At 56.7% G+C, this 15,718-nt stretch carries 15 protein-coding genes; 12 read left to right on the forward strand and 3 right to left on the reverse strand.

What is annotated here, in order from left to right:
* The first annotated feature begins 77 nt into the window (after nt 1-77).
* Nucleotides 78-1,448: a tRNA uridine-5-carboxymethylaminomethyl(34) synthesis GTPase MnmE gene (gene mnmE / locus ACM6IN_RS15855; RefSeq protein WP_007911892.1), complete on the forward strand. Its 1,371-nt coding sequence runs from the start codon at nt 78-80 to the stop codon at nt 1,446-1,448.
* A 43-nt stretch (nt 1,449-1,491) separates the two neighbouring features.
* Here the strand turns inward: mnmE and ACM6IN_RS15860 are convergent, their stop codons facing one another.
* The 3 genes from ACM6IN_RS15860 to ACM6IN_RS15870 all read right to left on the reverse strand — a co-directional run bounded on the left by ACM6IN_RS15860 (nt 1,492) and on the right by ACM6IN_RS15870 (nt 5,500).
* A complete protein-coding gene (locus tag ACM6IN_RS15860; RefSeq protein WP_414916335.1) occupies nt 1,492-3,927 on the reverse strand; it encodes a TonB-dependent siderophore receptor in 2,436 nt (811 codons plus the stop codon).
* A gap of 119 nt (nt 3,928-4,046) precedes the next feature.
* A complete protein-coding gene (locus tag ACM6IN_RS15865) occupies nt 4,047-4,994 on the reverse strand; it encodes a FecR domain-containing protein (protein WP_414916336.1) in 948 nt (315 codons plus the stop codon).
* Entirely contained in the window at nt 4,994-5,500 is a 507-nt protein-coding gene (locus tag ACM6IN_RS15870; RefSeq protein ID WP_095113137.1) for a sigma-70 family RNA polymerase sigma factor, read from the reverse strand. Before ACM6IN_RS15870 ends, ACM6IN_RS15865 begins: the two co-directional genes overlap by 1 nt.
* Nucleotides 5,501-6,072: 572 nt before the next feature.
* On the opposite strand from ACM6IN_RS15870, the gene mnmG reads away from it, so the two are divergent.
* The 11 genes from mnmG to atpG all read left to right on the forward strand — a co-directional run bounded on the left by mnmG (nt 6,073) and on the right by atpG (nt 15,699).
* Nucleotides 6,073-7,971: a tRNA uridine-5-carboxymethylaminomethyl(34) synthesis enzyme MnmG gene (gene mnmG / locus ACM6IN_RS15875; protein ID WP_007911904.1), complete on the forward strand. Its 1,899-nt coding sequence runs from the start codon at nt 6,073-6,075 to the stop codon at nt 7,969-7,971.
* On the forward strand, nt 7,968-8,612 hold the full coding sequence (rsmG, locus tag ACM6IN_RS15880) for a 16S rRNA (guanine(527)-N(7))-methyltransferase RsmG (RefSeq protein ID WP_414916337.1): 645 nt from the start codon (nt 7,968-7,970) through the stop codon (nt 8,610-8,612). The genes mnmG and rsmG overlap by 4 nt, the downstream gene beginning before the upstream one ends.
* A gap of 18 nt (nt 8,613-8,630) precedes the next feature.
* On the forward strand, nt 8,631-9,428 hold the full coding sequence (locus tag ACM6IN_RS15885; protein ID WP_007911909.1) for a ParA family protein: 798 nt from the start codon (nt 8,631-8,633) through the stop codon (nt 9,426-9,428).
* A gap of 9 nt (nt 9,429-9,437) precedes the next feature.
* Nucleotides 9,438-10,310 carry a ParB/RepB/Spo0J family partition protein gene (locus ACM6IN_RS15890; protein ID WP_034152184.1) on the forward strand — a complete coding sequence of 291 codons (873 nt, stop codon included), beginning with the start codon at nt 9,438-9,440 and terminating at the stop codon, nt 10,308-10,310.
* Nucleotides 10,311-10,458: 148 nt separating this feature from the next.
* On the forward strand, nt 10,459-10,866 hold the full coding sequence (locus tag ACM6IN_RS15895; protein WP_003229783.1) for a F0F1 ATP synthase subunit I: 408 nt from the start codon (nt 10,459-10,461) through the stop codon (nt 10,864-10,866).
* A gap of 16 nt (nt 10,867-10,882) precedes the next feature.
* The gene (gene atpB / locus ACM6IN_RS15900; RefSeq protein ID WP_007911917.1) at nt 10,883-11,752 is read left to right on the forward strand and encodes a F0F1 ATP synthase subunit A; all 870 of its coding nucleotides are present in this window, start codon (nt 10,883-10,885) and stop codon (nt 11,750-11,752) included.
* 133 nt (nt 11,753-11,885) lie between these two features.
* A complete protein-coding gene (gene atpE / locus ACM6IN_RS15905; protein ID WP_003097235.1) occupies nt 11,886-12,143 on the forward strand; it encodes a F0F1 ATP synthase subunit C in 258 nt (85 codons plus the stop codon).
* A gap of 59 nt (nt 12,144-12,202) precedes the next feature.
* A complete protein-coding gene (locus ACM6IN_RS15910; protein ID WP_003229781.1) occupies nt 12,203-12,673 on the forward strand; it encodes a F0F1 ATP synthase subunit B in 471 nt (156 codons plus the stop codon).
* 12 nt (nt 12,674-12,685) lie between these two features.
* Nucleotides 12,686-13,222: a F0F1 ATP synthase subunit delta gene (locus tag ACM6IN_RS15915; RefSeq protein WP_007911956.1), complete on the forward strand. Its 537-nt coding sequence runs from the start codon at nt 12,686-12,688 to the stop codon at nt 13,220-13,222.
* Nucleotides 13,223-13,243: 21 nt separating this feature from the next.
* The gene (gene atpA / locus ACM6IN_RS15920; RefSeq protein ID WP_007911958.1) at nt 13,244-14,788 is read left to right on the forward strand and encodes a F0F1 ATP synthase subunit alpha; all 1,545 of its coding nucleotides are present in this window, start codon (nt 13,244-13,246) and stop codon (nt 14,786-14,788) included.
* Between the two features lie 50 nt (nt 14,789-14,838).
* Nucleotides 14,839-15,699 (forward strand): F0F1 ATP synthase subunit gamma, encoded by an 861-nt coding sequence (atpG, locus tag ACM6IN_RS15925; protein WP_007911960.1) that lies wholly within the window; start codon nt 14,839-14,841, stop codon nt 15,697-15,699.
* The last annotated feature ends 19 nt before the right edge of the window (nt 15,700-15,718 follow it).

Genomic DNA, 15,718 nt, shown 5'->3' on the forward strand with positions numbered 1-15,718 from the left:
CACTGTGGATAACACCACTCAAAACGCCCCCTAGTGGGGCGTTTTGCTATCTGCCACTTTTGTCTGGATTCCGGTTTATGAGCACACCTCGTGAAACCATCGCCGCCGTCGCCACCGCTCAGGGTCGCGGCGGTGTGGGCATCGTCCGTATTTCCGGGCCGCTGGCCAGTGTTGCAGCCAAAGCCATCAGCGGCCGTGAGCTGAAACCGCGTTACGCCCATTACGGGCCGTTTTTCAGTGACGACCAGCAAGTCCTGGACGAGGGCCTGGCCCTGTATTTCCCGGGACCGAACTCTTTCACCGGCGAAGACGTGCTGGAACTGCAAGGCCACGGCGGCCCGATCGTTCTGGATATGTTGCTCAAGCGTTGCCTGGAGTTGGGTTGCCGTTTGGCCCGTCCGGGTGAATTCAGTGAACGTGCTTTCCTCAATGACAAACTCGACCTGGCCCAGGCCGAGGCGATTGCCGATTTGATCGAGGCCAGTTCGGCACAGGCTGCGCGTAATGCCCTGCGCTCATTGCAGGGTGCATTTTCCCAACGTGTGCATAACTTGACCGAGCAGTTGATCGGTTTGCGTATCTACGTCGAAGCCGCCATCGACTTTCCGGAAGAGGAAATCGACTTCCTCGCCGATGGCCATGTGTTGAACATGCTCGACAAAGTGCGCAACGAGTTATCCACAGTACTGCGTGAAGCCGGGCAGGGCGCTTTGTTGCGCGATGGCATGACCGTGGTGATCGCCGGTCGTCCGAATGCCGGCAAGTCCAGCCTGTTGAATGCTTTAGCCGGTCGCGAAGCTGCCATCGTGACGGAGATTGCCGGCACCACGCGGGATATCCTGCGCGAACATATCCACATCGACGGCATGCCGTTGCATGTTGTCGATACTGCAGGGCTGCGTGATACCGATGATCATGTGGAAAAGATCGGTGTTGAACGGGCATTGAAGGCTATTGGTGAAGCCGATCGGGTGTTGCTGGTGGTCGATGCGACCGCTCCGGAAGCATTGGACCCGTTTGCATTGTGGCCGGAATTCCTCGAGACCCGTCCGGATCCGGCGAAAGTTACCCTGATCCGCAACAAAGCGGATCTGACGGGCGAAGCAATTGCCCTCGAAACCAGTGAAGACGGGCATGTGACGATCAGTCTGAGTGCCAAGTCGGCCGGTGAAGGGCTGGACTTGCTGCGTGACCATCTCAAAGCCTGCATGGGTTACGAGCAAACTTCGGAAAGCAGCTTCAGTGCACGTCGCCGCCATTTGGAGGCATTACGTCACGCCAGCGCCGCGTTGGAACACGGCCGCGCGCAACTGACATTGGCCGGCGCCGGCGAATTGCTCGCCGAAGATTTGCGTCAGGCCCAGCATTCTCTGGGTGAAATCACCGGGGCGTTCAGCTCCGATGATCTGCTGGGAAGGATCTTTTCCAGCTTCTGCATCGGCAAATAACAAAAGGGGCTGTGGAATATTTATCCACAGCCCCTTTTTTGCTTTACCAGTTGTAAGACACCGTCCCCAGCAAGGTGCGATCTTCGCCCCAATAACAACGACCAGCATCGTTGCATCCCGACACATATTCCTTGTCGAACAGGTTTTTCGCGTTCAGATCGACGCTCCAATTCGTATCGATCTGATAGCCGATCGCCGCATCCACCAACGTGACATCGCCGGCATCGAGCTTGCCGTACAGAGAAGGCGAGGTGTAGGCGAAGGCACTGTCGAAGTAACGCACACCACCGCCGACATACAGGCCTTTCAAGTCGCCATCGAGGAATCGGTATTTCGTCCAGACCGAAGCCTGATTACGTGGCACTCCGGTCATTTGATGGCCTTTGACCAATGACGTCGCGGCATCTTTGGTAATCCGCGCATCGGTGTAGGTGTAGGCCGCTGTCACATTGAGGTTCTGGGTCAGATTGCTGTTCAGTTCCAGTTCCACACCTTTGGAACGGCTTTCGCCGACCTGGCGGTAGGTCGCTGTCGTCGAGTCGAAGTAGGTGTCGTCCTTTTTGCGCAGGTCGTACACCGAAGCGGTAAACGCAGTATCCCAGCCGATCGGTTCGTATTTCAGACCCACTTCGTATTGGCTGCTGGTGATCGGGTCGAGCGGTGCGCCGGCATTGGAAATCTGCTGCACCGGTACGAACGAGGTGGAATAGCTGACATACGGCGTCATGCCGTTGTCGAACTGGTACATCACGCCGCCCTGATAGGTGAACTTCTTGTCCTCGGAACTGATGTCGCTCGACTGGGCGACCTTGTCGCGGAAATCACTGTCGACCCAGTCCTGACGGCCACCGAGCAGAAACAACCAATGGTCGTACTTGCTTTGGATCTGTGCATAAACACCTTTCATCTGTTGCTCGAGCAAGGTGTTTTGCACAGCAATCGGTGTCGTCGGGTCACGTAGGTACACCGGGTTATACACATCGATCGGCCCGACGATGCCAGCGTTCCAGTCCTGATTGAACGAGGTACGGTCGTAGCTGGCGCCGAACAACACGGTGTTCTCCAGACCGCCGACCTGGAACTTGCCTTCCAGCTGGTTATCCAGCGAGTACACCATCGACTTGTTGAAGCGATCGTACGCAGTCATGTTCAGGCGTGTGCCAAACCCGGCGTTGTTGAGGTTGCCCGGCCAGGTTTCGTGACGGGTAATGCGCGACTGCATGTAGCGCGAGTTCTGACGGAACTGCCAATCGTCGTTGAACGAGTGGCTGAACTCGTAACCGGTGCTCCAGGTTTCCCGTTCGAAAGTGTTCCAGTCCGGGTCGCCGAGCAGGGTGCCTTTGGATAACTTGCCGTTGGGATTTGTCAGCAAAGTACCGGCCGCCGGTAGGCCAAGTTCCATGTTGGTGTGATCCTTCTGGTAGTTGGCCAGCAGAGTCAGCGTGTTGAAATCATCGAAATTCAGGGTCAGGGATGGCGCGATGTAGATCCGGTCGTCCGGGACATGATCGGTCTGGGTGTCCGACTTGCGCCCAAGCATCACCACCCGCCCGAGAACGTTGCCGCTGTCATTGAGTGGACCGGAGACATCGACGCCGATCTGCCGGCGATTGTTCGAGCCATAACCCAATTGCACTTCGCCCTGCGGTGCAGCGGTCGGACGTTTGCTAACAAGATTGACCAGACCGCCCGGTGCGTTTTCCCCATACAACAGAGAAGACGGGCCGCGGAAAATCTCGACCCGCTCAAGTCCGTAAGGCTCGGTGCTGGTGTCATAACGATTGCCCTGTACGCGTAGTCCATCGCGCAAAAGACCGTAGCCATAATCGGTAGCGTTGAAACCGCGAATGTAGAACAGGTCTCCAGCCAGACTGTCGCCGGCGGCAAAGGGTGGCGCGAAGATTCCCGGAACGTAGCCGAGTACTTCAGTGAGTGTCTGAGATTTCTGATCTTTCATGCGCTGGGCAGTGACGACGGACACGGAACGCGGTGTTTCCGACAATGGCGTACTGGTTTTCGTACCGATCCGGCTGTTCTGCGCCTTGTATCCGACGTCGGCGGCGTAATCCAGATTCATCGGATTGGCCAACTGACCGTTAATGTTGGTCGGGGCCAATTCCAGTGCGTCGCCGTTGGGCAGTGCCTGCAAAATGTAACTGCCCGGCGCCTGTGGTACGGCTTGCAACCCCGAGCCTTGCAGCAGTTGGGCGAAACCCTGATCGACGGTGAAATCGCCGTTCAAACCGGCACTGCGCAAACGGCTGGTCTGTTGCGGCGAGAACGACAGGATTACATTCGAAGCGGAGGCGAACTGGCTCAAGGCATTGTCCAGCGGGCCGGCGGCAATGGCATAACGCTGGGCGACCGTTGCAGCGATCGCGTTATGGCTAATCACCAGGCAGGACGCAGCGCTGGTCATCAGTAGGCTGTAAGCAATGCAGTGGTAGGAAAAACGCTGACGAAACGTGGAAAGACGCATGTGTGGATTAGCCCTGAAGGTGGCAAAGAGCCGCGTTTATCGCGATTACCTGTAGGGCCGGGTCAGGGCAAAAAAAGATAACCCTGTTGTCGATTTATTTTCCCCAAGTGACATTTCGATCAAGCGCTGTGGCTGATCGAGACCCAGTAACGGGTGAAATAGCGCACGTCGATTGGCAGCGAAGCCTGAAGATTGGCCAGCACTGCATCGGTGGAGTCGAGCCGGAATGTGCCGGATACCCGCAGATCCCGCACGCGGTTATCGCAGTGCAAAACACCGCGGCGATAGCGGCCCAATTCTTCAATCACGTCGCCCAAGCGTGCATTGAGCACAATCAACTGGCCATTGGTCCACGCCACTTCCGTGGATTTGAAGGGATGAGTGAGCCCGATGTGTCGACGATCAAAGTCGGCCCCTTCGCCTGCGTTCAGAATAATTGCGGCTGTTGATAGATCAGCAGGCTGAACGCTGATCCGGTCTTCCAGCACACCGACCCGGGTAGACTCCGATAACTGATGTACGGAAAACCGGGTGCCCAGCGCTTGAATCCGGCCATCATGGGTGTCGACGAAAAAGGGCCGTTGATCGCCAAGTTTGCCGGTTTGAATCAGGATCTCGCCGGAGTGCAGGCGAATCAGCCGCTGCGTCGGATCAAAAGACACGTCAATGGCAGTGTCAGTGTTGAGCTGAATCTGACTGCCATCAGCCAATGTCAGGTTGCGACGCTGGCCAACGCCAGTTTTATAGTCGGACCAGACATTCCCCAGCGATGTGTGTTGCTGAACATTCCAGCCAACGAACCCCGTCCCCGCAGCGAGTAGCAACAACTTGAGCACCTGGCGTCGTTGCTGTCCGGTATTCAGGGCGCGACGTTTCAAATCAGGCGGCAACGTACCGAGGTGGCGCTGCAGTTGTTCCATCTGGTTCCATGCCGCCAGGTGCGCTGGATCACTGTCTATCCACAGCTGCCAGGCCTTCTGTTCGGCGAGCGTCGGCGGGTCCGCCTGAAACTGCACATACCAACTGGCGGCGGCTTCGAAAACCTGGCGATCGGGAGCGATGGCCATCAATGTTGCGCCATGATCAGGGCACATTCCGTCAGGGCACGGATCATGTGTTTCTTCACCGTGGTCAGCGAAACCTTTAGCTGCAGGGCGATCTGTTGATAAGTCCGGCCATCGATCTGCGACAGCATGAAAATCTGTTGGCTTCTGGGGCCGAGCCCCGCCAAGGCTTTATCCACAGCGACCAGAGTTTCGATGATCAGCGCCTTGTCTTCCTCGCTGATGGCGGTGGCTTGCGGTCGAGCTGCCACGGTCTGCAAATACGCAGCTTCGATAGCCTTCCTGCGATAACGATCGATCACCAGCCCGCGTGCAACAGTCGCCAGATAGTCCCGTGGTTCACGAATATGCGCGGCGTTGCGCGCCGCGAGAATCCGCACAAACGTGTCATGCGCTACATCGGCCGCATCGCAGGCGTCATGCAATTTGCCCTTGAGCCAGCCATATAGCCACGAATGGTGTTGCTCGTAGATTTGCTCGATCGCAGCAGTGTGGGCGGGTAGGGACATGGGGAAAAACTGATGAGTTAATGATAATGCCTATTATTAGCCCCTGTTACGTTCTCTCACAATAGCCCTCGCACTTCCCTCCATCGGCTTCTTTGTCGCCAGCGAACCCTCGCTGGCGTTTTTTTTTGCGCTGTGAAAAAGCCGTTGTATCGTTTTTCTGTGGATTAAGCCCTGTGAATAACTGCCACTAAGGGCAGTTGATAACAGGGCCTGAAAACTGGACATAACCGCCCCTGTGGATAAACACCCCTTTCATCCACAGGCTTAAACCGGTTATCCAAGGTCCTCATTGGCACATGGTCACAGGGTTTTGAATCTCTGTACATATTGAATATAAAGGCCTGTAGCGATCTATCCACAGAAACGTGCCTCAGTAAAAATAAACATAAAAACAAAGGTTTTATAAATTTCTCTCTTTTTTATTCTTTTAACCTCGAGTTCTCCACAGCTGGTTAAATTTTGTGCAAAGGGTTCTTTAGGAAGGGCGAAGTCCCTATACTTGTCGACCAGGTCCAGAAACCTGATCTCAAACTATTCCTGAATTACCTACTTAAGCAGGCACGAGGTGCGTGGTGGATTTCCCTTCCCGTTTTGAAGTGATCGTCATCGGCGGCGGTCATGCCGGTACCGAGGCAGCACTGGCCTCAGCACGTATGGGGGCAAAAACCCTGTTGCTGACGCATAACGTGGAAACCCTCGGAGCCATGAGTTGCAACCCGGCCATTGGTGGCATTGGCAAAAGCCATCTGGTCAAGGAAATCGATGCCCTCGGCGGCGCGATGGCCATGGCCACCGATTTGGGCGGCATCCAGTTTCGCGTGTTGAACAGCCGCAAAGGCCCAGCCGTACGGGCGACCCGTGCGCAAGCTGACCGGATTCTGTACAAAGCCGCTGTCCGTGAAATCCTGGAAAACCAGCCGAACCTGTGGATATTTCAACAAGCTGCTGACGATCTGATCGTCGAACAGGAACAAGTCCGCGGTGTTGTCACGCAAATGGGTCTGCGCTTCTTCGCCGATTCCGTGGTGTTGACCACCGGTACCTTCCTCGGCGGACTTATCCACATCGGTTTGCAGAATTTTTCCGGCGGTCGAGCCGGTGATCCACCGTCGATCGCGCTGGCTCACCGTCTGCGTGAAATGCCACTGCGGGTCGGTCGCCTGAAAACCGGTACACCGCCGCGTATCGACGGCAAGTCTGTGGATTTCTCGGTAATGACCGAGCAGCCCGGCGATACGCCGATCCCGGTGATGTCGTTCATGGGCAACAAAGAACAGCATCCACGCCAAGTGAGCTGCTGGATTACGCACACCAACGCCCGCACCCACGAAATCATTGCCGCGAACCTCGATCGTTCGCCGATGTATTCGGCTGCCGGTGAAATCGAAGGCATCGGTCCGCGTTATTGCCCGTCGATCGAAGACAAGATCCACCGCTTTGCCGACAAGGAAAGCCATCAGGTGTTTATCGAACCGGAAGGTTTGACCACCCATGAGCTGTACCCGAACGGGATATCCACAAGCTTGCCGTTCGACGTGCAATTGCAGATCGTGCAATCGATCCGCGGCATGGAAAACGCACACATCGTGCGTCCGGGCTATGCCATCGAGTACGACTACTTCGATCCGCGCGACCTGAAGTACAGCCTGGAAACCAAAGTCATTGGCGGTCTGTTCTTCGCCGGGCAAATCAACGGCACCACCGGTTACGAAGAAGCCGGCGCCCAAGGTTTGCTCGCTGGCGCCAACGCCGCACTGCGCGCCAAGGGCAAAGAAGCCTGGTGCCCGCGTCGCGATGAGGCGTACATCGGCGTTTTGGTCGACGACCTGATCACCCTTGGCACTCAAGAGCCGTACCGCATGTTCACTTCCCGTGCCGAGTACCGCCTGATTCTGCGCGAAGACAACGCCGACCTGCGTCTGACCGAAAAAGGTCGCGAACTCGGTCTGGTCGATGACGCCCGTTGGGCGGCCTTCTGCAAGAAACGCGAAAGCATCGAGCTGGAAGAACAGCGCCTGAAAAGCACTTGGGTTCGCCCGAACACGCAGCAGGGCGATGCGATTGCCGAGAAATTCGGCACGCCGCTGACTCACGAATACAACTTGCTCAACCTCTTGAGTCGTCCGGAAATCGACTACGCTGGTCTGGTCGAAGTGACCGGCAACGGCGCGGAAGATCCACAGGTCGCCGAGCAGGTTGAAATCAAGACCAAATACGCCGGTTACATTGATCGTCAACAGGACGAAATCGCCCGTCTGCGCGCCAGTGAAGACACGAAATTGCCTGTGGATATCGATTACACCAACATTTCCGGTCTCTCCAAGGAGATCCAGAGCAAGCTCGGCGCGACTCGACCAGAGACGCTGGGCCAGGCTTCGCGGATCCCGGGTGTGACCCCGGCAGCGATTTCGCTGTTGATGATTCATTTGAAAAAACGCGGCGCGGGCCGTCAGTTGGAGCAAAGCGCTTGAGTTCTAAGGTCACTTCGCAACACGCCGAAGAGTTATCCACAGGAGCCCGCGAGCTCGGTGTCAATCTCACTGAAACCCAGCACGAATTGCTGCTGGGTTATCTGGCCCTGTTGATCAAATGGAACCAGGCCTACAACCTGACCGCCGTGCGCGATCCGGACCAAATGGTTTCGCGGCACTTGCTCGATAGTCTCAGCGTGATGTCGTTCATTGAAAATGGTCGCTGGCTTGACGTTGGCAGCGGCGGCGGCATGCCGGGAATCCCGTTGGCGATTTTGTATCCAGACTCGCAAGTGACCTGTCTGGACAGCAACGGCAAGAAAACCCGCTTCCTGACTCAGGTCAAACTCGAACTCAAACTGGATAACCTGCAAGTTATCCACAGTCGTGTCGAAGCGTTCCAGCCTGCGCAGCCGTTCAACGGGATCATTTCCCGGGCGTTCAGCAGCATGGAAAACTTCACCAACTGGACTCGCCACCTCGGCGATGCCGATACACGCTGGCTGGCAATGAAGGGCGTTCATCCGGCCGATGAGCTGGTAGCATTGCCGGCAGACTTCAAACTCGATAGCGAACACGCCCTGGCCGTACCCGGTTGCCAAGGCCAACGCCATCTGCTGATACTGCGCCGCACGGCATGATTGGGAACACAAGCAAGAATGGCTAAGGTATTCGCGATAGCGAACCAGAAGGGTGGTGTGGGCAAGACCACCACCTGCATCAACCTCGCAGCATCCCTGGTCGCGACCAAGCGCCGGGTGCTGTTGATCGATCTCGATCCACAGGGCAACGCCACCATGGGTAGCGGTGTGGATAAACACGGCCTGGAAAACTCGGTCTACGACCTGCTGATCGGCGAATGCGATCTGGCCCAGGCCATGCACTATTCCGAGCACGGCGGTTATCAACTGCTGCCGGCCAACCGCGATTTGACGGCGGCCGAAGTGGTGCTGCTGGAAATGCAGATGAAGGAAAGCCGTCTGCGCAGCGCGCTGGCGCCGATCCGCGAAAACTACGATTACATTTTGATCGACTGCCCGCCGTCGCTGTCGATGCTTACGCTGAACGCATTGGTCGCCGCCGATGGGGTCATTATCCCCATGCAGTGCGAGTACTTTGCGCTCGAAGGGCTGAGCGACCTTGTGGATAACATCAAGCGCATCGCCGAACTGCTCAATCCGAACCTGAAAGTCGAAGGCCTGCTGCGGACCATGTATGACCCGCGCCTGAGCCTGATGAATGACGTTTCGGCGCAGCTCAAGGAACACTTCGGCGAGCAGCTCTACGACACGGTGATCCCGCGCAACATCCGTCTGGCCGAAGCGCCGAGCTACGGCATGCCGGCGCTGGCCTACGACAAACAATCGCGTGGCGCCCTGGCTTATCTGGCCCTGGCCGGCGAGATGGTTCGCCGTCAGCGCAAAAATTCACGCATCGCCGCCGCTCAGGCAACTTAAGGAATCCCCATGGCCGTCAAGAAACGAGGTCTCGGACGTGGACTGGATGCACTGCTGAGTGGTCCGACCGTCAGCGCGCTGGAAGAACAAGCCGCGCAGGCTGACACCCGTGAGTTGCAACATCTGCCGCTGGATCTGCTGCAGCGCGGTAAATACCAGCCGCGCCGTGACATGGATCCGCAGGCGCTGGAAGAACTGGCAGCGTCGATCAAGGCGCAAGGCGTAATGCAGCCGATCGTGGTGCGCCCGATTGGCGGTGGCCGCTTCGAGATCATCGCCGGTGAACGTCGCTGGCGCGCGAGTCAGCAAGCCGGCCAGGAAACCATCCCGGCGATGGTCCGCGATGTGCCGGATGAAACCGCAATCGCCATCGCGCTGATCGAGAACATCCAGCGCGAAGACCTCAATCCGATCGAAGAAGCGGTGGCTCTGCAGCGTTTGCAGCAGGAATTCCAGCTCACTCAGCAACAAGTTGCCGAGGCTGTGGGTAAGTCCCGCGTCACTGTGGCTAACCTGTTGCGGCTTATTGCGTTGCCGGAAGTCATCAAGACCATGCTGTCCCACGGCGACCTGGAAATGGGTCACGCCCGTGCATTGCTCGGTCTGCCGGACAATCAACAGGTAGAAGGGGCGCGACATGTTGTCGCACGCGGTCTCACTGTGCGCCAAACTGAGGCACTGGTTCGTCAGTGGTTGAGTGGCAAACCGGAGCCTGTGGAGGCGACCAAACCCGACCCGGATATCGCTCGTCTCGAACAGCGTCTGGCCGAGCGCCTAGGCTCTGCGGTGCAGATTCGCCACGGCAAGAAGGGAAAGGGTCAGTTGGTGATCGGTTACAACTCCCTCGATGAGCTTCAAGGTGTGCTCGCACACATCCGCTGAAACATTTCCTCATGTAGCGCGCAGTCGGAAATCACTACCTGACAGTTGAATAGGGGCAGAACCGCCCCTATACTCTGCGCGCATTTTGTCGGCACAAATTATGCCAAGTTATTGAATTCTGGCAGCCGACCATTGGAGAGCAAACGTGATGGAAACCCGCAAGCCAAACCGCCTGCCGTTCCATCGCCTGGCGGTTTTTCCGGTGTTAATGGCTCAATTTGTCATTTTGCTCATTGCCGCTTTGGCGCTCTGGCAATGGCATGGAGTCGTTGCCGGATACTCGGGACTTTGCGGAGGCCTGATAGCCTTGCTGCCCAATGTTTATTTCGCTCACAAGGCATTTCGGTTTTCCGGCGCCCGAGCAGCCCAGTCCATCGTCCGGTCATTTTATGCCGGCGAGGCAGGCAAACTGATTTTGACGGCAGTGCTCTTTGCACTGGTGTTTGCAGGTGTGAAGCCACTGGCGCCGATAGCTGTATTCGGCGCGTTCGTGCTGACTCAGTCGGTCAGCTGGTTCGCTCCCCTGCTGATGAGAACAAGACTTTCGAGACCTTAGGGCGTTTGAGGCAACCATGGCAGAAACAACCGCTTCGGGCTATATCCAGCACCACTTGCAGAACCTGACCTTCGGTCAGCTACCTAACGGCGGCTGGGGCTTTGCCCATACCGCAGCAGAAGCCAAAGAAATGGGCTTCTGGGCTTTCCACGTCGATACTCTCGGCTGGTCGGTCGCGTTGGGTCTGATCTTCGTACTTCTTTTCCGCATGGCGGCAAAGAAAGCGACTTCGGGTCAGCCGGGTGCTTTGCAGAACTTCGTTGAAGTATTGGTCGAATTCGTCGATGGCAGCGTGAAAGACAGCTTCCATGGCCGTAGCCCGGTGATTGCACCGCTGGCACTGACCATCTTCGTCTGGGTGTTCCTGATGAACGCCGTCGACCTGGTACCGGTCGACTGGATTCCTCAGCTGGCCATCCTGATCTCCGGCGACCACCACATCCCGTTCCGCGCCGTGTCGACTACCGACCCGAACGCGACCCTGGGCATGGCGTTCTCGGTTTTCGCACTGATCATTTTCTATAGCATCAAGGTCAAGGGCTTCGGCGGCTTCATCGGCGAACTGACCCTGCACCCGTTCGGCAGCAAGAACATCTTCGTTCAAGCCCTGCTGATCCCGGTGAACTTCCTGCTGGAATTCGTGACCCTGATCGCCAAACCGATCTCTCTGGCTCTGCGTCTGTTCGGCAACATGTATGCCGGCGAGCTGGTGTTCATTCTGATCGCTGTGATGTTCGGCAGCGGTCTGCTCTGGCTGAGCGGCCTGGGCGTTGTTCTGCAGTGGGCGTGGGCTGTGTTCCACATCCTGATCATCACGCTGCAGGCGTTCATCTTCATGATGCTGACCATCGTCTACCTGTCGATGGCGCACGAAGAAAACCATTAAGACCAGTCTCGACTAGTCTGATGTCCTTCCCGGTCAAACGGGAAGGGGCTCTTCACAGGGCACCTGAAACGATTTGTTTTACCGCTTTAATCTAAAAAACCTAAACCATACGACGTAAAAGTCGGGAGGAAAGATGGAAACTGTAGTTGGTCTAACCGCTATCGCTGTTGCACTGTTGATCGGCCTGGGCGCACTGGGTACCGCAATTGGTTTCGGCCTGCTGGGCGGCAAGTTCCTGGAAGGCGCAGCGCGTCAGCCAGAAATGGTTCCAATGCTGCAAGTTAAAATGTTCATCGTTGCCGGTCTGCTCGACGCCGTAACCATGATCGGTGTTGGTATCGCTCTGTTCTTCACCTTTGCGAACCCGTTCGTTGGTCAGATCGCTGGCTAATTACCCGGATTCTTCCGAGTAATTTGATGTGATGGACAACGTAACTGCGAGGTGTTGGCGTGAACATTAATGCGACCCTGATTGGCCAGTCCGTTGCGTTCCTGATTTTTGTACTGTTCTGCATGAAGTATGTATGGCCTCCGGTCATCGCTGCTCTGCACGAACGTCAAAAGAAGATCGCTGATGGTCTGGACGCTGCCAGCCGTGCAGCTCGCGACCTGGAGTTGGCCCAAGAAAAAGCGGGTCAGCAACTGCGCGAAGCGAAAGCTCAGGCAGCTGAAATCATCGAGCAAGCCAAGAAACGCGGTAACCAGATTGTCGAAGAGGCCGTTGAAAAGGCCCGTGTCGATGCTGACCGTGTGAAGGTTCAGGCTCAAGCCGAGATCGAACAGGAACTGAACAGTGTCAAAGACAAGCTGCGTGCCCAAGTGGGCTTGCTGGCTGTTGGCGGCGCCGAGAAGATCCTGGGTGCCACAATCGATCAAAACGCGCACGCAGAGCTGGTTAACCAACTGGCTGCTGAAATCTAAGCGAGGGCGATCATGGCAGAACTGACCACGTTGGCCCGACCTTACGCTAAGGCGGCCTTCGAGCACGCTCAGGCCCACCAGCAACTGGCCAATTGGTCAGCCATGCTCGGCCTGGCTGCAGCGGTGTCACAAGATGACACCATGCAGCGCGTGCTCAAGGCCCCGCGACTGACGAGCGCAGAAAAGGCCGCCACGTTTATTGACGTGTGCGGCGACAAGTTTGATGCCAAGGCACAGAACTTCATCAATGTCGTTGCCGAAAACGACCGTCTCCCGCTTCTGCCGGAGATTGCCGCTCTTTTCGACCTGTACAAGGCCGAACAAGAGAAGTCGGTAGACGTTGAAGTGACCAGTGCTTTTGCATTGAACCAAGAACAGCAAGACAAACTCGCCAAGGTTCTCAGTGCACGACTCAACCGGGAAGTGCGCCTGCAAGTTGCGGAGGATGCTGCCCTTATAGGTGGTGTCGTTATCCGCGCCGGCGACCTGGTTATCGATGGCTCGATTCGCGGCAAAATCGCGAAACTTGCCGAAGCATTGAAATCTTGAGTTTGAAGGGGCAGCAGAGCAATGCAGCAACTCAATCCTTCCGAAATAAGTGAAATTATCAAGGGCCGCATCGACAAGCTCGATGTGACCTCCCAAGCCCGTAACGAAGGCACTGTCGTCAGCGTATCTGACGGCATCGTGCGGATTCACGGTCTGGCCGATGTTATGTACGGCGAGATGATCGAGTTTCCGGGCGGCGTCTACGGTATGGCTCTCAACCTGGAGCAAGACTCCGTAGGTGCCGTTGTATTGGGCGCTTACCAGTCTCTGGCTGAAGGCATGAGCGCCAAGTGCACCGGCCGCATCCTCGAAGTTCCGGTTGGTAAGGAACTGCTGGGTCGCGTAGTCGACGCACTGGGTAACCCTGTTGACGGCAAAGGTCCACTGGGCAACACCTTGACCGACGCGGTCGAGAAAGTTGCTCCGGGCGTGATCTGGCGTAAGTCGGTAGACCAGCCTGTACAGACTGGCTACAAGGCTGTCGATGCCATGATCCCTGTCGGCCGTGGCCAGCGTGAGCTGATCATCGGTGACCGTCAGATCGGTAAAACCGCTCTGGCGATCGACGCGATCATCAACCAGAAAGACAGCGGCATTTTCTGCGTCTACGTAGCCATCGGTCAGAAACAATCGACCATCGCCAACGTGGTTCGCAAGCTGGAAGAAAACGGCGCCCTGGCCAACACGATCATCGTGGCTGCCAGTGCTTCGGAATCTCCTGCGCTGCAATTCCTGGCACCGTACTCCGGTTGCACCATGGGTGAATTCTTCCGCGACCGCGGTGAAGACGCGCTGATCGTTTATGACGATCTGTCCAAGCAAGCAGTGGCTTACCGCCAGATTTCCCTGCTGCTGCGCCGTCCACCAGGCCGTGAAGCTTACCCAGGCGACGTGTTCTATCTCCACTCCCGTCTGCTGGAGCGCGCATCCCGCGTTTCGGAAGAGTACGTAGAGAAGTTCACCAACGGCGCAGTGACCGGCAAAACCGGTTCCCTGACCGCACTGCCGATCATCGAAACCCAGGCTGGCGACGTTTCCGCGTTCGTTCCGACCAACGTGATTTCCATCACCGACGGTCAGATCTTCCTGGAATCGGCCATGTTCAACTCGGGCATCCGCCCTGCAGTGAACGCCGGTGTTTCGGTATCCCGTGTGGGTGGTGCCGCTCAGACCAAGATCATCAAGAAGCTCTCCGGTGGTATCCGTACCGCTCTGGCTCAGTACCGTGAACTGGCGGCATTCGCCCAGTTCGCTTCTGACCTGGACGAAGCGACCCGTAAGCAACTTGAGCATGGTCAGCGCGTTACCGAGCTGATGAAGCAGAAGCAATACGCACCAATGTCGATCGCTGACATGGCGCTGTCGCTGTATGCCGCTGAGCGTGGGTTCCTGACTGACATTGAAATCGCCAAGATCGGCAGCTTCGAACAAGCGCTGATTGCTTTCTTCAACCGCGATCACGCCGATTTGATGGCCAAGATCAACGTTAAAGGTGACTTCAATGACGAAATCGACGCTGGCATGAAAGCCGGTATCGAGAAGTTCAAGGCCACCCAAACCTGGTAAGCCGCAGCGGGAGCCGCGAGGCTCCCGCTTGCTAACCTGATAGGTGTTACATGGCAGGCGCAAAAGAGATTCGCAGTAAGATTGCGAGCATCAAAAGCACGCAAAAGATTACCAGCGCCATGGAAAAAGTGGCGGTCAGCAAAATGCGCAAGGCACAAATGCGCATGGCTGCTAGCCGTCCTTATGCGGAGCGTATCCGCCAGGTAATTGGGCATCTGGCCAACGCCAACCCGGAATACCGCCACCCGTTCATGATCGACCGCGAAATCAAGCGTGTGGGTTATGTCGTTGTGAGCAGTGACCGTGGTTTGTGCGGCGGCTTGAACACCAACCTGTTCAAGGCCCTGGTCAAGGACATGGCGGTAAACCGCGAAAACGGCGTCGAGATTGATCTGTGTGTCGTTGGTAGCAAAGGTGCGGCCTTTTTCCGCAACTTCGGCGGTAACGTCGTTGCAGCTATCAGCCACCTGGGTGAAGAGCCGTCGATCAATGATCTGATCGGCAGCGTCAAGGTGATGCTGGATGCCTACCTGGACGGCCGTATTGACCGCCTGTCCGTGGTGTCCAACAAGTTCATCAACACCATGACGCAACAGCCTACCGTGGAGCAGTTGATTCCACTGGTGGCCACCCCGGATCAGGATCTCAAGCACCACTGGGACTATCTCTACGAACCGGATGCCAAAGAGCTGCTTGACGGCTTGATGGTCCGCTACGTTGAGTCGCAGGTCTACCAGGCGGTGGTCGAGAACAACGCGGCTGAACAAGCTGCGCGGATGATCGCGATGAAGAACGCTACCGACAACGCCGGTGATTTGATCAGCGATTTGCAGCTGATCTACAACAAGGCGCGTCAGGCTGCGATCACCCAAGAGATCTCGGAAATCGTCGGCGGCGCTGCCGCGGTTTAACGGTTCAAATATTCAGAGG

Origin of the sequence: Pseudomonas sp. IT-P395, assembly GCF_949767675.1 — a bacterium.
Classification (GTDB): domain Bacteria; phylum Pseudomonadota; class Gammaproteobacteria; order Pseudomonadales; family Pseudomonadaceae; genus Aquipseudomonas.

Excerpts from the sequence above, each read along its gene's own strand:
- mnmE (WP_007911892.1), top strand. The coding sequence starts at position 78 with ATGAGCACACCTCGTGAAACCATCGCCGCCGTCGCCACCGCTCAGGGT.
- ACM6IN_RS15860 (WP_414916335.1), bottom strand. The coding sequence starts at position 3,927 with ATGCGTCTTTCCACGTTTCGTCAGCGTTTTTCCTACCACTGCATTGCT.
- ACM6IN_RS15865 (WP_414916336.1), bottom strand. The coding sequence starts at position 4,994 with ATGGCCATCGCTCCCGATCGCCAGGTTTTCGAAGCCGCCGCCAGTTGG.
- ACM6IN_RS15870 (WP_095113137.1), bottom strand. The coding sequence starts at position 5,500 with ATGTCCCTACCCGCCCACACTGCTGCGATCGAGCAAATCTACGAGCAA.
- ACM6IN_RS15885 (WP_007911909.1), top strand. The coding sequence starts at position 8,631 with ATGGCTAAGGTATTCGCGATAGCGAACCAGAAGGGTGGTGTGGGCAAG.
- ACM6IN_RS15890 (WP_034152184.1), top strand. The coding sequence starts at position 9,438 with ATGGCCGTCAAGAAACGAGGTCTCGGACGTGGACTGGATGCACTGCTG.
- ACM6IN_RS15895 (WP_003229783.1), top strand. The coding sequence starts at position 10,459 with ATGGAAACCCGCAAGCCAAACCGCCTGCCGTTCCATCGCCTGGCGGTT.
- atpB (WP_007911917.1), top strand. The coding sequence starts at position 10,883 with ATGGCAGAAACAACCGCTTCGGGCTATATCCAGCACCACTTGCAGAAC.
- atpE (WP_003097235.1), top strand. The coding sequence starts at position 11,886 with ATGGAAACTGTAGTTGGTCTAACCGCTATCGCTGTTGCACTGTTGATC.
- ACM6IN_RS15915 (WP_007911956.1), top strand. The coding sequence starts at position 12,686 with ATGGCAGAACTGACCACGTTGGCCCGACCTTACGCTAAGGCGGCCTTC.
- atpA (WP_007911958.1), top strand. The coding sequence starts at position 13,244 with ATGCAGCAACTCAATCCTTCCGAAATAAGTGAAATTATCAAGGGCCGC.
- atpG (WP_007911960.1), top strand. The coding sequence starts at position 14,839 with ATGGCAGGCGCAAAAGAGATTCGCAGTAAGATTGCGAGCATCAAAAGC.